This is a genomic window from Streptomyces sp. NPDC048637, assembly GCF_040650675.1.
Lineage (GTDB): Bacteria > Actinomycetota > Actinomycetes > Streptomycetales > Streptomycetaceae > Streptomyces.
Genome location: NZ_JBEZHQ010000009.1, coordinates 49,989 through 67,425, shown reverse-complemented (window position 1 = coordinate 67,425; position 17,437 = coordinate 49,989). Strand labels below are relative to the sequence as shown.

Here is a 17,437-nt window from a genome sequence, read left to right as displayed (position 1 = left end):
GGCGGGCTGACGGTCCATGCGGCGAGGTGCCTCATTCCCGGGGGCGCCAGGCCTCGATCGGGTTGCCCAGCCACCGGGTGCCGGCGGGGACGGTTTCCGCGCCCATCGCCAGCGACGCCGGTCCCAGTGTGCTGCGTGCCCCGAGGGTGCTGCCGGGCAGCACGATGCCGCCGGGGCCGAGCGTTGCGCCCTCGCGCAGAGCCACGCTGTCCATCCGGATGATGCGGTCGTGGAAGAGGTGGGTCTGCAGCACACAGCCCCGGTTGACGCTCACCCCATTCTCCAGCGTGACCAGATCGGGTTCGGGCAGCCAGTAGCTTTCACACCACACTCCCCGGCCGATCGTGGCCCCCAGACCGCGCAGCCAGAGGTTCATCACTGGCGTGCCGGGTACTGCGCCGATCAGCCACGGTACGGCGAGTACCTCGACGAAGGTGTCGACGAGCTCCGTACGCCACACGAAGCCGCTCCACAGCGGGTGTGTCACCGGGCGGAACCGTCCCACCAGCAGCCACTTGGCGGCGAGGGACACGACACCTGCGACGGCGCCCGCGGCCAGCAGCACGGGGCCGGACAGCAGCGCTGCCGCCACCGGTGTGGCATGGGTGACCAGGTGGGCCAGCGCGGCCAGGACCAGCAGGCCGAGGACGGCCGAGACCAGTACCGGAAGCAGCCGGCACCCTTCGACCAGGCCCCGGGCCCAGAGCAGCCGGGCGGGCGGATCGTAGGTCAGGCGCTGGTCCGCAGTGTCCGTCGCACGCGGCAGGCGCATGGGGGGCATCCCCAGGTACGAGCGGCCCTTCTTCGCCTTCTTGGGCGCGGCGGACAGCACTCCCACCAGCCCCCGGTCCGGAACGGCGCGCCCCGGGGCAGTCATGCCGGAGTTGCCGAGAAAGGCCCGCTCGCCGATCTCGGCCGGGCCGATCCGCAGCCACCCGCCGCCCAGTTCGTACGGGGCGACGAGCGTGTCATCGGCCAGGAAGGCTCCGTCGCGCACCGTGGTGAGGCTGGGCAGCGCAAGGACCGTGGAGAGCTCGACGCGGCGGCCGACCTTCATTCCCAGTGCCCGTAACCAAACGGGAGTGATCAGACCGGCGTAGAGCGGAAAGAGCGTCTCACGTGCCAGATCCATGAGCTGGCTGACGGTCCAGGCCTGCCAGCCCACCCGGCCGTGCACCGGATACCAGCCGGGGTGCAGACCACGGCTCAGCAGTCGGACCGCGGCGATCAGCAGGGCGGCGTACGCCAACCCGAAGGCCAAGGTGGCGGGCACGAGGGCGAGGAGTCCGCCACGGACCGTGCCGCCAAGGCCGTCCCCGGGATGAACGAAGCAGCCGGCCACCGCCAGCGCGGGGATGCCCGCCGCAAGGTGCAGCAGCCCCAGGCCTGGCCGGGTCACTCCGTAGAGGGCCGCCCACCGGGCCTGGCGCGCGGGACGCCCCTTGGGCCACCGCCGTGCGGCCTTGCCCAGCTTGACGGCCGGCGCACCGCCCCAGCTCTGGCCGGTCGGTACCCGGGAAGTGACGCACGAACCGGGAGCGACCTGAGCCCGCTTGCCCACCCGGGTACCGGGCAGGAGCGTGCTGCGGCCACCGACCACCGCCCCGGAGCCGACCTTCACCGGACCGATCTCCAGCCGGTCCCCGTCCAGCCAGTAGCCGGACAGATCGGCCTCCGCCTCGATGGCACATCCCCGGCCCAGCTTGAGCATGCCGGTGACGGGAGGCAGCGCGTGCAGATCGACATCCGGCCCGATCCGTGCGCCCAGCGCACGGCCGTAACGGACCAGCCACGCCCCGGACAGATGGACGGCGCCGCTCAGCTCCGCGAGCCGTTCCGCGGTCCACAGCCGCAGATGCACGGTACCGCCGCGGGGGTAGCTTCCCGGTCGTAGCCCTCGCAGCAGCAGCCGCGCCCCACCGGCTGCGACCGCCAGCCTGCCCGGTGGGCTGAAGAGCAGCAGGCCGCCGGCCGCCACCCACCACCACGACGCCGTCGGCGCCCAGGGATAGCTGCCGAACCACGTCAGGACGTTGCCCAGGGCCAGCAGGACGAGGGTCCAGCGCAGCCCGGCCAGAGCGAAGAGCGGGAGGAGTAGGAGCAGTTGGACGGCCTGGGCCCGTCCCGGGACGGGCGCCACCAGGCGCGTGCCGCTCTCCTCCGGCGTGCTGCTCTCCTCCGGCGTGGCGCGGTCCAGCAGCCGGGCCAGCTTGCGCAGGGTGGGCTGCTGGTAGATGTCGCGGACGGCGGTGGCCGGGTAGCGTTCGCGGAGCAGGGTGGCGAGCTGGGCGGCGGCCAGGCTGCCCCCGCCGATTGCGAAGAAGTCGTCCCGGGCGTCGGTGACCGGCACACCGAGGATCTCGTGCCACCGCTCGGCCAGCCACGCCTCGGTGTCGTCGAGCTGCCCGGCCGACCCCGGCGCTGCGGGAGCAGGACCTGCCGTCCGGGGCAACGGCCAGGGCAGCGCGGCCCGGTCCACCTTGCCGGAGGTGCGGGTGGGCAGGGCGTCGACGGGGGCGAGCAGCGGCACCAGGGCGGCGGGCAGCTGGGCGCGCAGCCGCTCGACGGCCCTCGTCCGGTCCCAGCCGTCCTGGGTCACCACATAGCCGACCAGCAGTGGGTTGCCGCCGCACGCTGTCCGGACGGCGGCAGCGGCACCGGTGACGCCGGGCAGCGTCTGCAGCGCCGCGTCCACCTCACCGAGCTCGATCCGCCGACCACCGAGCTTGACCTGTTCGTCGTCGCGTCCCAGGAAAATCAGTCCGTCGGGCTCGGCCCGTACGAGGTCACCGCTGCGGTAGGCCCGATCCCAGCCCAGCGACTGAAGCGGGCCGTACTTCTCGACGTCCATGTCGCGGTCCAGGTAGCGCGCCAGCCCGGCCCCGCCGATGACAAGCCGGCCGCTGCCGCCCATGGTCACCGGAGCACCGGCGTCGTCCACCACGGCCAGATCCCAGCCGTCCAGCGGCAGGCCGATCCGGACGGGCCCTTCGCCGGTCAGCAGCGAGGCACAGGTGACCACGGTCGCTTCGGTCGGACCGTAGGTGTTCCAGACCTCGCGCCCCTCGGTGACCAGGCGCTCCACCAGATCGGGTGGACAGGGCTCGCCGCCGAAGACCAGCAGCCGCACTTCGTTGAGCGCCTCGGTCGGCCACAGCGCGGCGAGTGTGGGCACCGTGGACACGACCGTGATCTCCTGCCCGGCCAGCCAGGAGCCGAGACCGGCTCCGTCACGTACCCGGGAACGCGACGCGGGAACCAGACATGCGCCGTGCCGCCACGCGAGCCACATCTCCTCACAGGAGGCGTCGAAGGCGACCGAGAGCCCTGCCATCACCCGATCGCCGGGACCGATCGGGTCCTCCTGGAGGAAGAGCGCCGCTTCTGCGTCGACAAAGGCCGCCGCATTGCGGTGGGTGACGGCAACGCCCTTGGGCCGGCCGGTGGAACCGGAGGTGAAGATGATCCAGGCATCGTCTCCCGGGCCTGGGCGGCTCCGACCCCCGGTGGGTGGACGGCGGCCCGACAAGGTGAGGCTCCGCCCGGCACCCAGAACGGCGCACACCCCTGCCTCGCCGAACACCAGCTCCGCACGCTCGTCCGGGTCATCGGCGTCCACCGGCACATACGCTGCACCCGCGGCGAGCACGGCCAGGATGCAGAGGTAGAGATCGTTGGTGCCGGAGGGCACCCGCACCCCGACGCGGTCACCCACGCCGACGCCGGCCGCCGCCAGCCGGTGCCGCAGTCCGTCGACCTCGGCGCTGAGTTCCCGGTAGCTCAGCGAGACCCGCCCGTCGTCCAAGGCCGGCTCGTGCGGGTGGATCAGGACGGTGGCGTCCACGATGTCGATGAGGGTGCGGGCTGCCAGAGCCGTACGTCCGCCGAATACGGCGGGAACCCCCTCGCTGCGTGCACCGAGAAGGTCCTGCTCCTGCACCATGCGCGCCGACGCCAGCTCGACCATGCGTTCCTCGTCCCTGGCCCCTTCCACCACCGCGGGCAGAGCCGGTGGCCCGGTGGCCGTACCCGCGCCGCTCTTCCGGAGGCATAGGCCTCGTGCCTGGCTCAGCCGGGCCCACTCGCCCGTCACTGTGAATATGTGGCACTTCGCCATCTCTGGCCAGTATTGATGACAAATGGGTGGAATATTTGCTGTGGCGACTGTGGCGACTGTGGCGACTGTGGTCGGCGGGTCGGCTGAGGCCTGCCCCGTCCAGGGCTGAGGGTGTCGAAGACAGCGCCCATCTCCACGACACCGTCGCCGAAGCGCTTGAACGAGCCGTTCCCTGGGGGAGCTGCCGATCCAGGACATCGACCCTCGTGCCCTGACGGCCGAGGCCGGCGAGGCGGGGCCAGCCGGGTGGCCGACGAGGCGGGGTCATTCGGGTGGCAGGCGTGGCACGAGCCCGTTACTCGCCCACCGCCCCTGAACGGCTACTTCGGTTTGGTAGGGGATGAGCATGGCCAGCGGGTTTGTGGTGGATTCGTAACGGTGCCGGGCGGGATGCAACGGGTGGGACGGCCAGCTCATCTGGGAGGTCAGCGAGGCGCACCGGGCGCCTTCGCGAAGGGGGTGGGTCTCGCCATGTGTGGGGATTCACGGGAGGGAAGTCCATGACCAGGACGAAGAAGACCGGGATGAAGGCGCGGGGCGGCCGTGTGGCCGTGATCGGTGCGCTGGGTCTGGCCTCAGTGGCTCTGGCCGCCGGGCCGGCGTTCGCCAAGGGCAGTGTGGATATCACGGCGCCGCACACGGCACAGGTCGGCAAGACCATCACGATCAAGGCGCACGGCGGCGACGACAGCGCCGGCTACCTGCATCAGCTGTGCGTGGAGGAGAAGGGCTTCGGCCAAGGGTGGCACCAGGAGAACTGCAGCGCCGTGGTCAAGGGCGACGCGCAGGTCACTACACACGGCACCTCCGCGCGCCGCGGCAACCTGGAATTCCGCGCGGTGCTGTACGGCCTGACCAGCACGCACGACCAGAAGCCCGTGCGTCTGCACGCCTCTGACGTGGCGACGGTGCACGTTCGCTGATTCCAGCAGCGCGGCCACAACCACTGCCCGCAGCTACGCGTTTCAGGCCCTGCTGGCAATGAGATACAGCGCCGGGTGGGCTTCAGGGTGCCGAGCAGGCATGTCCGTTCTGGTGCCCTGATGCCTTGATGTCCTGGTGCCTGGTTATGCCGGTGCCCCGACCCCGTGGTCGGGGCACCGGCATACGGCGCGTCAGCGGGTTGCTGCCGCCTTGGCGAGGGCCTGGTCGAGGCACGGGGCTGTCGGACGGGGAGCAAGCACGGTGCTGACCGGATGCGCCGATCACCTCGCCGGGCCTGACACGCCGCCGGGCACACCGTGGAAAGGCGTAACCGACGCAGAAGCGCGCGCCCCTCAAGTACTGACACCTCGCTTCGAATCAGCCGACGCCGCAATATCCGACAACGGACTTGCCTGATGAAGTCGGCGTCACCGGGCGCCGCCCACGTCGCGCCGAGGCCGGGTCTCCCGCCCCGTGTCTCTCCGCGCCGGGCGCTCCCCGGCCACCTTCCGGGGAGGGCAGCCGCGATGGCGGCGTGCAGGTCAGGACGTGCGTGGTCCAGGTCCGGAACCTCCGCAGCCCCCTGCGCTCGTAGAAGCCTCCGGCCGCCATGGGGTTCGTTGCGTCGACGTCCAGGACGGCCCATCGGTAGCCCTGAGCCTTCGCCCGGGCGAGGGTGTGGGTGAAGACGGCGCGGTAGAGGCCCTTGCCGTGCAGGGCGGGCTGCGTACCGGCGTTGGCGAGGTAGAGCTCGCGATCGGTGCAGGTGTCCACCAGCTCGGTGCACAGCAAATAGCAGAGGATCTCCTGGTTGCGCTCCGAGAGGAGGAGGAACGAGGACTCAGGCCTGAAGTAAGGGCTTGCGGTGATCGAGTGGCGCCACGTCCGCGCCGTCATCGGAGCGCTGCCCCAGTTGTCGGCGAAGATCGCGTTGCGGGCCGCCAGCAACTTCGCGTCGAATGCGTCGTCGAACGGCACGATCTCGGTGCCGGTCGGCATCGCCGGTGCACCGATGAGCCGGTGGCTGTCCAGATCCAGCCGCATGCCCCAGTAACTGCGCTCGCGCCGGTACCCCGCGGTGTCCAATGCCTCGGCGAGCCAGGCCTGGCCGTGGTGGGTACGGACGTGAAGCTCCAACGGGGTGCCGTCGTACAGCTCGCGGTGGCGTCGGGCACCGGTGTTCTGGCACCAGTCGAGGAGCTGGCGGATCATGGACGGAGTGCGGTGCGCGGGGTGTACCGCGATGTCGAGGGTCAGCTGGTGGGCAGGTTCGGCGTGTTCCCGGATTCGCGTGGTCGCGTAGGCCGCCGGCTCGCCGCCGGACCAGACAGATGTGGTGCCGCCGTTCAGGTCGATGCCCGGGGCACTCAGGTCCTCGCGGACGCCTTCCGCGCCCCGGACGGCTACTCCGATCCCGTCGGCCGCTTCGCATCCGGCGAGCAGCGCCGCCACCAGGGGTGCGTCGGTGAGGGCGAGCGGGCGCCACAGCGCTTCAGCCATGGCCGAGGGCCGCCATCCCGCGGCCGCCGGGTACGACGACCTGCCCGTCGGTGACGAGCATGAACCGCTCCAGTCCCGGCACAAGCACGTTGACGACGGCGAGGTCCGCGGTGACGTAGTGGTCACGCCGGTAGACGGCCAAGCCATGGCTCCGCAGGACGGCGAGGAGCCGGTCGAGGTGGCCCCGGGGCGTGTCCGGAGCCACCGTGTCCTCGTACGCCCTGAGTTCGGCCGAAGGCAGGGCGGCGGTGAAGTCCGACAGGTAGCAGGCGTGCAGCTTGGGGTACGGACCGGTGTCGTCGCGCTGCTCGGGCAGCAGGTGTGCGTACTGCTCGCGCAGGTCCATCGTGCTGTGGAGCTGTACGAGTTCGCTCACGGCGCGGGTGAGGGCGTACCGGCGCGACAGTGAGGCTCCCCACACCGCGACGACCGGGCCGGAGTACTGGGCCGCGGACGGCGTGCACCCGACGCCGGCCGGGCACGCCACACTCGCGGCGGCCTGGCTGCGCCTGGTCGCGTGACCGGGCCTCGCGGTCACCCGCGACCTGGGCGATCGCGAGGAGCTCCGCCCGCCGGGCCGCCCCGACGGGTGCTCAGTCGGCTGCGGCGCTGCTGCCCCGGCACCTGCCGCGTGAAAGCCCCGCTCTGGTGAACTCCGGTCCCATAGCGCCTCCTTGCCGTCGTTCGTGCGGCGTCGGACGATGGCAGCGGCCCGAGCCGTCCAAGTAAGTGTCGGGGTGGCTGCGAGGCCCAGCTGGGGGGGCGGGCCTTCGGCATTGATCTGATGCCGACCTCTTCGGGGTGTCGCGGTCGACGGTGTACTGACACCTCGGCGGGATCAGGATCGTGCCGCGCCGGCCGAACCTCTCCCCTGACGACAGCGCCAGGCCAGACTGTCATGGTGAACATCGACGATTCCCCCCAGCCGGGGCAGAAGTTCTTGCCGCCACCGTCCGACAATGCCGATCTGGCAACTGCTCACAGCGAGGGGCCTACCGAAGCGGTCGAGGCGAGGTGGCAACTGTTGGTGCGGTCCTGGCAGCGGCAGCGTGAACGTCATGAGGCCCGCACGCCGGGAAAGCCGTACCCGGGCATCGTCCCCCTCCTGGAGGCGGCCCGCGCAGATCCGTGCCTGAGACAGCTCCACCCTTTCACCAGCCACTTCACCGTGTGCCTCAGCAGCTGCCCCGAGTATCCGTACGTTGTGCGGGCAGCCGTCACCCCGTTGCACGATGGACGGTTCCGGGTCCACCATCCGGGCACTTCCACCGAGCCCGACTACGCCGATACCGCCGAAGAAGCTGTCGCCCTGGCCGCCGCTCAACTCACGGACGGGCCCGGGCCCGCGGCTGCCGTGGTGCGGACGTCCCTCGTGAACCCGGCGTCGGCGACACCGGGGCGGTTGAAGTAGTTCCAGTAGAAGCGGCCGCCGAACCTCTTGTCCATGGCTGCCGGCGGAGGCCGCGTACCTCGGAGGGGAGTGGTCCGCTACCCGCATCGGTCAGCGGACCAAAACCACGGATGTCACCCGGGCCCCGCCTCCGGGGAGTGCCGTCCCGTGCATGATCCGACGGCAGCCGAGGCCGGTGCATCCGCCCGCCCACGGGAGTGCACGACCGGGCAACCACCCGCAAAGTCTGGTCGTTTCCCGGTACTTGAGGCGCGGCCGCCCGCCTCGGTGGTGCTGCCCGCGATGACGGCCTAGTCTCAACTCCCGCTGCACCATTCGGCACTGCTCCGCGCCGGCGCCCGGCGAGGTGCGCCCCACAGGTGCCATGACAGGAGACACCGTGATGATCGACGACTTACAGCCGGAGACGGTCTCCGTGGCGGAGCTGTCCGGCGAACTGCCGGACGGGGCGTTCCTGCGCCAGGAGGAGCCCGTTGTCCCGCGCGCGGTCGGCGAGCGCAAACGGGAGTTCGCGGCAGGCCGCTGGTGTGCCCGCCGGGCGATGGCCGCACTCGGCTCGCCGCCCGTTCCGATCCTGCCGGGGCCACACGGGGAACCGCAGTGGCCGGCCGGGCTGGTCGGCGCCCTCACCCACTGCGAGGGGTACGCCGCCGCCGTCGTCGCACCGTCCGCGGAGGCGCTTGCCGGGGGCGCCGATGCCGAGCCCGCGATGCCGCTGCCGGACGGGATCCTGGAGGCCGTGACGCTGCCCGGGGAGCGCGCCGGACTGTCCCGAAACCCTTGCGGTACCACGCCGTTGTCCTGGGACCGGATTCTGTTCTGCGCCGAGGAGTCCGTACACAAGGTGTGGTTCCCGAGGACCGGGCGTCGCGAGACTGCTGATGCCAGGACGGGACCGCGCGTACCCGCCCTACGGCCAGGACGTCACCTCGCCGCCCGGCCGGTGTCGAAGAACGAGCCGAGGTCCCGGCGCCCGGACGCCCGGAGCTTGCGGTACACGGACGTCAGATGCTGCTCGACGGTGCGCTGGGTCACGAACAGTTCCTCGGCGATCTCCCGGTTGGTGTCGCCGGCCGCGGCCATGCGTGCCACCTGGCGCTCGCTCGGGGTGAGCGACTCCACGCCGCTCGAGGTGACCCGGCGGGGACGGGCACCGGTGGCCAGCAGTGCCTCATTGGCCTGGGTACGCAGCGGGACGGCACCGAGCGAGTACGCCAGATCGAGCCCCTGGCGGAGCACCTCCCGTGCCGCCTCCGTGTGTCCGCGCGCATGGAGCGCAGAGCCGTGGTCGACCAGCACTCGGGCCCGTTCGAGCCGCGCCGGCGAGTTCTGCAGGACGGACAGCGCTTCCTCCAGGACGCCCAGCTTCCCGGAGGTGCCCTCCGTCGCCGCGAGGAGCCGCAGGCCGGTGCCCAGCGCATCGGTCAGATTTCCCTCGCGGGCCCGTTCCACCGCCTCCTCCGCGAGCTCCCGGGCCGGCGCGACGGCTCCCAGGGCGAGGTGGGCACGGCCGGCCCAGACCCACCAGGACGACACAGCAGGGCTCGTCCGGGTCCACTGATGCTGCCGTTTGCCGGACTCCAGGAGGTCCGTCAGTGCCGCCTCCGGGTCCTGACGGGCGAGCCGCAGCCGCCCCCTCGCGCACAGGAACTCGTTCCACTGCCAGGTGTCCGGGCTCGTCGACGGGAAGGCCTGCGCAGCCGCGGCATCGGCGGCGTCGAGGTCACCGGAATCGATCAACGCGTGGATCTGCGTCGCGAGGGGCAGCGCCAGGCTGCGGCCCCACAGGCTGGGCGGCACCACGTTCAGCGACGACCGGGTGGCCGCCAGCGACTCGGACAGCGCCCCCAGGCGGTAGCGTGTCTCGGCCTGCAGCGCCAGGCACAGTCCGTACAGCAGCAGGCGCCGGCTCTGCCGGGTGGCGTCGATGACTCGCTGAAATGCGGTGTCCGCCTCGTCCGTCTTTCCCGCGTACAGCAGCGCCGTCGCCGCCGTGGTCTGGAAGAACGGCGGGTCGATGCCGGGCACGCTGCGCTCCAGCATCTTGCGCGCCGCGGCGGCCGACTCCGGTGCCCGGTCCGCACGAACCGAGCTGAGGCCGGCACGTGCGGCGATCAGCGCCCGCTCACCGGGTGTGTCACCGGGCAGATCGATGTCGAATGGGTACTCCGGCAAGGTCACGGCGAAGCTCTGCAGACCCTCGGCCGAAGCCATGAGCCGCTGGCCCTCCAGAAGAAGCTGCAGATCGGGGTCGCGGACCGTCGGTCCCTGCTCAGTGAGCAGCCGCACCGCCTTGAGCGACTGCCCACTGCGGATCAGACCGCCGGCCAGGGAGTTCAGCAGCCGAAAGCGCAGGGGCGGTTCGTGCACATGCTCCATGGACGCCTGCAGATGCCGGACACTCGCCTGCGGGTCCACGCCGGCCTCGGCCAGGCCCAGTTCCACGAGTACGGACGGGTCCGCGGGCGTTTCCCCCTCCTCGGGAAGACAGTGCCGCAGCAGTTGCACCGCCAGCGCCGGGTCCCCACGGAACGAGGCCTCCCGGGCGGCCTCCCGCAGCACGGTGACCGCCCAGTCCCCGGTGGCCGGCAGGGGGGTCATCAGCAGGTGGCCGGCCACCTGCTCGGCGCGCGCCCCCGCGTCCAGCATCAGACGGGCAGCGCGCTGGTGCGCCTCCGCGAGCCGCTCGGGTGGCATGTCCGCCACGATCACTTCCCTGATCAGGCCGTGGTTGAAGGACCACGTCCGGCCGTCGTCGGCCTCCGAGACCAGACCGTTGGACTGCAGTGCCCGCATGGCGGCACTGTGGGTCGCGTCGTCCAGTTCGGCCAGCCGTGCACACACGTCCGGCGGGGCGTCGTCGCCCATGACCGCCAGGGCGCGGGCCGCCGCCGATGCGGACTCCGGCTGTCTCTGCAGCATGGACCGGACCGCCCCGTGGAAGAACGCACCGTCGTTCGCGGTGATGTACTGCAGACCGTCGACGGTCGGCAGGTGACCGCCGAGCCGCAGCACGGTCAGCAGGGAGTGGACGAGCAGCGGATTGCCGCCGGTGATCGCCGAGCAGGCGTCGTGGAACGCGTCGTCCGCCTCATGGCCGAAGACGGTCTGTACGAGGTGGCCGATCCCGTCGCCGGTCAGCGGACCGGGCCGCAGTACCCGGCACAGCGGCTGTTCTGCGATGTCGCTGAGGAGCCCGGCGTCCGTCGCCTCGTCGCCGGTGCGCCGGGACAGGACGAGCAGCACGGGAAGGCCCTCGATCCGTCGGGCGAGGTGGGTCAGGAAGCGCAGCGAGGCCATATCGGCACAGTGCGCATCATCGACCACGATGACGAGCGGAGAATCCGCCGCCAGATTGCAGGTGAACCAGTACAGCCCGTGCAGTACGGCGTACGACATGTCCTCGGTGGCGAGCACGGCGCTGCACGGGAGCGTCACACCGCTGAGCGCCTGCGCGGCCGTCCGGGCACTTCCGGTCAGCAGCCGGTCGAGCTGCGGTTCGTCGAGGGTGGCCAGCAGTGGTTCGAAGAGCTGGCGCACGACTCCGAACGGGACGTCGTGCGCCAGAGCGTCACAGCGCGCCTCCAGCACCCGAAGACCCTCGACGGCAGGAGCGGAAACCAGCCTGTGCAGCAGCACACTCTTACCGATGCCGACGACGCCCTCCAGCAGCGCGATGCCGCCTGAACCGGCGCGGGCGTCCTGCACGAGAGCGGAGAGGGAGGACATCTCCTCCTCGCGATTGACGAGTGTCAACCGGTCCCGCTGGCATTCGAACGCGTCGGTGGGCATCCCGTCGGTCATCGGGAGTCTCCTCTGTCCGCACCTGCACCCGGCACGGTCATGCCGGGCAGCCCGCCGTGAGCAAGGACGCAGCGTGCGGGCGGCCGCCGGTCGACGGCCGGTCCGTCCCCGCGCAGACCCCGCGTGGTACGCGGCGACGCTCGGGTACGCGGGGCTGTCGCCTGTCCATGACCACTTCCTTTGCCCCGTCCTTGTAGGGATGTTTTCTCCAGTCTCTCCCTACTGAGGGGAATGGGAGACTCCGGGGGTGCCCGGGAAGCAGATTCCCCGGTGAAGATGTCTCATCGGGGGGCGCCCTCGCCGGCCGGCGGGCTGTCTCTGCGGCGGACCGGTTCGGTGGCCAGGCTCGGTGGCCAGGGTGTCCGTTCGATGCGGCACCAACCTCGCCACCGGTCCGGGAACTTCACCCGGGACCAACACCGGTACGGGAGTGCCGGAGTGACGGTCCGCGCCGGCCGCTACCGGGATCCGGAGAGCTGATGTGGCCTCAGCAGGCCAGGGAGGAAAGGGCGATGTGCCGGTGCCCGGACTCATCCACCGCCGTACCACGCAACACCGGCTCCGCGAGGAAGGGGGGAGTGCCTCGCGGAGCCGGTGCGCTACAGGCCGGACGCGCGCGGTGCCGGCCTCGCCGTCGTGCAGCGTGACTCTCGGGGACGCGGGACCCATGGCCCGGAGCAGCACGCTGACGGCATCTCCATCCTGACCGCAGGAAGCTGAGGAATTCCCTACACTCCAGGGGCCGTTCCTCGATGGGGACGAGGGACGGCGGCCCCGGTGCGGGGCCGAGAGGCCTCGGCGGAACGATGCGGGAGTGGCCGGCGTACAGAGATGGGGCGCCCCGTCCGGGACGCCCCATCGCCGTGTCGGTCCGTACTGAATCCCTATGAAGCCCGGGAGTTCGCCGTCCCCGGTGCGGTTTGTGTGCCGGGGCGGGCCGAACGGTGTCCGTGGCGCGGGGAGGGCGGCCGCCGGGTGCTGTCGGGAGTGTCCGCCCGGCTGCGGCTGCGCCTGCGCCGGTTGTCGGTGTCCTTCACGAACTCGGGCAGGACCCTGGGCGGCCAACTGCCGATGGTGAGCATCCCCATGGAATGCGCCCGGGCGACCAGCGCAGCGCGATTGGGCGCCTTGAGTCTGCGCAGCATCAGGCCGACGTGGTATTCCACGCCCTGCCTGCTCAGGTAGAGCCGGGCGGCCAGTTGCACCGTCGAGGCGCCACTGGCCACGCCGGTGAGGATCTGCGCGTCGAGTTCGGTGAGCAACTGCTTGCGCCTGGCCGACGCATCGTCCTCGCCGGTGAGCGACGCCGACTCGTCGTCGGGCCGGACGACCACGACGAAGGACGGTTCCTGCGCCGGCACGCTCCGCACTGCGATGCCGGTGAGTTCCCCCGAGAACGGCACCGTTTCGCCGCGGATCCCCACCATCCGTTCCACGAACCGTGGACGGTGTCCCTCAGCCAGACGGGCGAAGTGCCGGTTGAGCAGACCCGGTGCGCTGGGGTGCAGAAGGGAGTAGAGGCTACGGCCACAGGCTTCTGTGGAGTCCTGGCCGAACAGGTGGAAGAAGTCAGCGTCGGCGGCCACGATCGCCAGTGAGGCATCGAGGCTCGCCATACAGGCTTGTGGGTGCTGGAGCGGGCGCCGCCTTTCCCCGGGGGCGGGTTGCTCGGACGCACGTGAGGGGTGGGGGGTCGGGGCGTGGGGGGTTGGGGTGTGGGGGGCTGCCGCCAGAGGGATCGGGACGGCGTCGTGCTGGGATGTCAAGGGAGCTACCGTCTTTCTCGGTCGACGTACCGGGAAACCCGGCCGTCGAAGGAGGCATTGGTCGTCCCCGCTCCTTCGGTCTGTGGAGCGAAGTGCCTTTCATTGCTTGGTATTCCGTTGCTCCGAGCGTAAGAATCCCGAATCCCGTGAGTCAACGCGAGATGTGGCATATCGCAAAACACTGTGGTGTTTCGGTGCGGTGGTTCGGTGTCAATACGGTGCGGTAGTAATGACTCTTTGTCATGGTGAGATTGTTGAGTGGGGCAGGTATCCGCCAAGCGGCGTCGGCTGCAAAGAGGAGGGCGTGCGGGTCAGCAGGACACAGCCGTGTGCAGGGGAGCCGCACTACCGGTCGAGTTCTCGCAATGCCGCGGCGAGGTGCGCCCGTCCTGGAATTGACGTCTTTCGGTAGCAACTTGTCAGATGCTTTTCCACGGCCCGGCATGTGATGTTCAACTGGCCGGCGATCAACTGGTTCGTCAGTCCCGAGACGGCCAGTTCGGCCACTTTCCGTTCTGCGGGGGTCAGTTGAGCGCGCGTGGCCTCGGGGTCCGGGGGCGCCCCGGCAAGCGACTCCTCCACGCGGCGGGCCAGCCAGGGGACGTCACACGCGGCGGCTTCCTCACGGGCATCGCGCAGCGCCGCCCGGCCACGGGCGTCGGCCGGGCCGACGCGCCGGCCGAGATCCAGCAGGGCCTGGCACCGCTCGAAGCGGTTGGCGGAGTGCCACAGCACCTCCACGGCCTCCAGCAGGACTTCGGTGCTGTCCGGGCCTTCGAGCATATGGCTGTGCACACGCAGCGCCCGGCCGAGCGGACCCGGTGCACCCCAGGCACGGGCCCGTTCCACCTCCAGTGCACTCAGTTCGACGGCCGGCTTGCGCTCACCGAGGTAGAGGTGGAGAAACGCGGCGGCCGAGGCCCAGGGGAGCAGCGCCGGATTGAGCCATCCGCACTGTTCAAGACGGCGCCCGGCGCCGAGGAAGTAGTCCAGGGCCGCTTCCAGATCGCCCTTCCGCGCCGCGCTCTGCCCCTTCAGCATGGACAGCCCCGACCACACGTACGGGTCCTCCTCCGCCCGGTACTTGACGGCGAGCAGCCGATCGGTGAGCTGGTCGTCCCCGGTCAGGATCGCGCACGAGGCCAGGGTCATCGATGACAAGGAGAAGACCTCCTCGTGCTTCGCCCCGGCCAGCTCGAAGGCCGCGAGCGCCTCCCCTTTGGCCTGCGTCAGACGGCCACGGGCCAGCGAGACGAGCGCCTGCTCGCTGCCGATCATCGCCTCTTCCACGCGGGACTGCCGACCCACCGCGTTCTGCTGGGCCGCATCGAGCCAGGAACGCAGTGTCTCGACCGAGTCCGCGGCCACGAGGCATGCCACCACCAGAGGCAATGTGGTGTGCACATGCGAGGGCAAGGCCGGCTCGTGCGCCAGGACGCGGTTCGCCTGCTGCGCCACCTCATGGGCAGGCAGCGCGTTGGAGAACGTCGCGGCGCCGAGCAGCGGGGCGAGCAACTCCCGCTCGGCCACGGTGCCGGTCCTCGGTTCGGGGCCCAGAGCGGCGAGGCGGGCCGTCGAATCGGCCAATTGCTGCGGATCGGGCAGGGCCGCCTGCCGGATGCGAGCCTCCAGGCGCAGCGCCAGCTCCCGGTCCGGACCCTGCAGCAGGTGCGCGGGGCCCAGCGCGTCCGCCGTCTCCCGCAGCAGCTCGTGCACCGGCAGCAGCGTCGAGGAGTAGCAGCTGGGCGCCAGCCGGACCACGGCCTGGGCGCGCTGTCGCGGTCCGTCGCACAGCAAAGCGGCCTGGGTGATGTGCCGTACGGACGCATACGGGGCGAAACTCCGCTCCGATGTGGCCAGGTCGACCAGCAGTTCCGCCCGGTCACTGTCCGGCAGGCTGTCCAGCAGAGCCCGTCGCAGATAGCGTGCGGCGACCTCGGGGGCACCCCTGCGCTGCGCGGTGAAGGCTGCCGAGCGCAGCACCCCGGTGGCCCAGGGGAACGTCGGCGCCGTGAGCGCCATCAGGTGCCTCGCCACCTGCTCGGGCGGCCGGCCGGCCCGGTGCAGCAACTCGGCCGCCAGCTCATGCATGGCGGTCCGTTCCGTGAGTGGGATGCCCTCCACCACCGACTCCCGCACGAGGGAGTGTACGAACCGGGGGTACTGCATGCCGGTCGTCAGGCCGAGGTCCGTCAGGTGCCGCAGGGCATGGTCCCGCCCCGCGGTGTCCAGGTCGGCGAGCCTGCCCAGCAACTCGGGGTTGGTGTCGTCGCCGACCACGGCCACGGCTCGGGCGGTCCTCCTGACCTGCTCCGATTGAGCGTCCAGGCGCTGCAGCAGCCGATGCTCCAGCGCGGCCGGGCGGAGTGCGGCGACGGTTTCCGCGTGGCCCGCGGTGGGCTGGAGGCTCCGGGGGGCGGCATCTTCCAGAAGGCAGCTGAGGAGCAGGGGATTGCCGCCGGTGGCGCGGTGGCAGGCCCGCGCGAATTCCGCGTCCACCGCTTCTCCGTAGAACCGCCAGATCATCTCGCGGGAGTCATGCAGGGGGAGGTTCCCCGGGCGCAGGACGTGCGTGGCGTGCCCGATGACGCCCTGGACGGCAGGATGGCCGGTCAGGGTGTCGCCCTCGCGGACGGCGCACACGAGCACGACCGGCAGGTCGGACAGCCGCTCTCCCAGGTGCCGCAGCCACCGGAGGGTCGCCGAGTCCGCCCACTGCAGTTCGTCGACGAGCATGAGAACGGGCTGGTCACGGGCCATGTTCTCGATGAGTGCGGTGAGACCGTCCAGGGCTTCCGGTTCTGCCCCGTCGGGCCGGCCGGCGTCGAACGCGCGCCGAGCGCGACGGACGGCCCCCGGTTCCCACCGCGCCCTCTCCTCCGGTGAGGCGTGCCGCAGCACCGGTTCCAGGAGCTGGCGGGCCACCCCGAAGGAGAAGTCCCGCTCCATCGGAGCCGCGCTCACCCGCAGGTGCTGGGATCCCTGTGCCGCGCCGAGTTCGCCGATGCCGTCGAGCAGGGCTGATTTGCCGACCCCCAATGGACCGGTGACCAGCACCAGGGCCCCTCGTCTGCTCCTCAGGGCGTTGGCGGTCAGGACGAGTTCAGCCTCGCGGTCCAGCAACATCAGGTTCAGATCCCTTCAGACCGCGAGATGGTGTCGTAGCGGTCGGCGCGAAGGGTGCTGCACGCGGTGCGGGCAGCAGGGGAAGCGGTACCCAACGGGCTTCCCGACCGCACCACCATGGGCGCGCAGAGCACAGGGCGCCTACCGAACGGACATGTCGCCGCGAGGGCGCTGGAGGAGGGGCAGGAATTGCAAGAATCCGGCCGGCGGCGCGGTCAAGGAAGCCTGCCGGGTTTCTGCCGCTCATGCGGAGCGCACGGCGTGTATGGCAGCCAGTTTGCTTCTGTTGTGATTTCTTTCGGCGCTCACCTTCCAACAGAAGCTCGGGTCCCGGGCATTTCGTCATGCGCCATGTCAAGGTTGCCACATCGTTCCGGGAAGCCCTCTCAGGGGTAGGAAACGGGGCGCCGGTGAAAAGCAACAGTGGCCCTCGCGACGCAGGGCCGTCCGGAAGTACTCGGCGGTAGAGGTCCCGGGGAAACAAATTTGCCTGCGAGCGGCGTCCGTCAGGAAAACTTTCGCGGGAGGACTCGGGCTCGGCGCGGCATCGGCTCCGAGTGGCCTCGGCACCATGGAGCGCACGGTGAGGACAGCGAGGAATTCGACTTCGAGGCTGCCGGGCCGCCATGATGTGACCGGTGTTTCGCACGCAATATCGGGTGCGGCGCGAGAATCTTGCGGAAGATCTGAGACTTCGTCACTGGCCGGCGCCCTCGGGTACACAGAGCGTCGCCGAGGCGGCGCCGGTCACGGGCACCCGGCGCGCCGGCCCGACACCGGGGCCAGGCA

8 protein-coding genes and 2 pseudogenes are annotated in these 17,437 nt (G+C 70.9%); 3 read left to right on the top strand and 7 right to left on the bottom strand.

The annotated features are described in order from the left end of the window. Positions 1-31: 31 nt before the first annotated feature. A complete protein-coding gene (locus AB0C46_RS14565; protein WP_362828155.1) occupies positions 32-3,967 on the bottom strand; it encodes a Pls/PosA family non-ribosomal peptide synthetase in 3,936 nt (1,311 codons plus the stop codon). A gap of 650 nt (positions 3,968-4,617) precedes the next feature. Between AB0C46_RS14565 and AB0C46_RS14560 the strand changes: the two genes are divergently transcribed. Further along, the gene (locus AB0C46_RS14560) at positions 4,618-5,040 is read left to right on the top strand and encodes a hypothetical protein (protein ID WP_362828154.1); all 423 of its coding nucleotides are present in this window, start codon (positions 4,618-4,620) and stop codon (positions 5,038-5,040) included. A gap of 379 nt (positions 5,041-5,419) precedes the next feature. Here AB0C46_RS14560 and AB0C46_RS14555 read toward each other — a convergent pair whose 3' ends face one another. Further along, complete coding sequence (locus AB0C46_RS14555) at positions 5,420-6,541, bottom strand: GNAT family N-acetyltransferase (RefSeq protein ID WP_362828153.1); 1,122 nt, start codon at positions 6,539-6,541, stop codon at positions 5,420-5,422. Next, complete coding sequence (locus AB0C46_RS14550) at positions 6,534-7,079, bottom strand: YcaO-like family protein (RefSeq protein ID WP_362828152.1); 546 nt, start codon at positions 7,077-7,079, stop codon at positions 6,534-6,536. The genes AB0C46_RS14555 and AB0C46_RS14550 overlap by 8 nt, the downstream gene beginning before the upstream one ends. Positions 7,080-7,325: 246 nt before the next feature. Here AB0C46_RS14550 and AB0C46_RS14545 point away from each other — a divergent pair, with 246 nt between their 5' ends. Next, entirely contained in the window at positions 7,326-7,952 is a 627-nt protein-coding gene (locus tag AB0C46_RS14545; RefSeq protein WP_362828151.1) for a DUF6193 family natural product biosynthesis protein, read from the top strand. On the opposite strand, the pseudogene AB0C46_RS14540 reads toward AB0C46_RS14545, so the two are convergent. Further along, positions 7,898-8,020, bottom strand: a pseudogene (locus AB0C46_RS14540) (alpha/beta hydrolase); the annotation flags it as partial. The gene AB0C46_RS14545 and the pseudogene AB0C46_RS14540 sit on opposite strands and share 55 nt — an antisense overlap. 296 nt (positions 8,021-8,316) lie before the next feature. Here AB0C46_RS14540 and AB0C46_RS14535 point away from each other — a divergent pair. Beyond that, positions 8,317-8,604, top strand: a pseudogene (locus AB0C46_RS14535) (4'-phosphopantetheinyl transferase); the annotation flags it as partial. 272 nt (positions 8,605-8,876) lie between these two features. Here the strand turns inward: AB0C46_RS14535 and AB0C46_RS14530 are convergent. The 3 genes from AB0C46_RS14530 to AB0C46_RS14520 form a co-directional block, all read right to left on the bottom strand. After that, entirely contained in the window at positions 8,877-11,756 is a 2,880-nt protein-coding gene (locus AB0C46_RS14530) for an AAA family ATPase (protein WP_362828150.1), read from the bottom strand. A gap of 884 nt (positions 11,757-12,640) precedes the next feature. Then, positions 12,641-13,372, bottom strand: a complete 732-nt coding sequence (locus AB0C46_RS14525; RefSeq protein ID WP_362828149.1) for a LuxR C-terminal-related transcriptional regulator — start codon at positions 13,370-13,372, stop codon at positions 12,641-12,643. 495 nt (positions 13,373-13,867) lie between these two features. Then, a complete protein-coding gene (locus AB0C46_RS14520; protein WP_362828148.1) occupies positions 13,868-16,648 on the bottom strand; it encodes an AAA family ATPase in 2,781 nt (926 codons plus the stop codon). Between the last annotated feature and the right edge of the window lie 789 nt (positions 16,649-17,437).

Coding starts and splice junctions, on each gene's coding strand:
- AB0C46_RS14565 (WP_362828155.1), bottom strand. CDS start 3,967: ATGGTCGAGCTGGCGTCGGCGCGCATGGTGCAGGAGCAGGACCTTCTC.
- AB0C46_RS14560 (WP_362828154.1), top strand. CDS start 4,618: ATGACCAGGACGAAGAAGACCGGGATGAAGGCGCGGGGCGGCCGTGTG.
- AB0C46_RS14525 (WP_362828149.1), bottom strand. CDS start 13,372: ATGGCGAGCCTCGATGCCTCACTGGCGATCGTGGCCGCCGACGCTGAC.
- AB0C46_RS14555 (WP_362828153.1), bottom strand. CDS start 6,541: ATGGCTGAAGCGCTGTGGCGCCCGCTCGCCCTCACCGACGCACCCCTG.
- AB0C46_RS14545 (WP_362828151.1), top strand. CDS start 7,326: ATGCCGACCTCTTCGGGGTGTCGCGGTCGACGGTGTACTGACACCTCG.
- AB0C46_RS14520 (WP_362828148.1), bottom strand. CDS start 16,648: ATGTTGCTGGACCGCGAGGCTGAACTCGTCCTGACCGCCAACGCCCTG.
- AB0C46_RS14530 (WP_362828150.1), bottom strand. CDS start 11,756: ATGACCGACGGGATGCCCACCGACGCGTTCGAATGCCAGCGGGACCGG.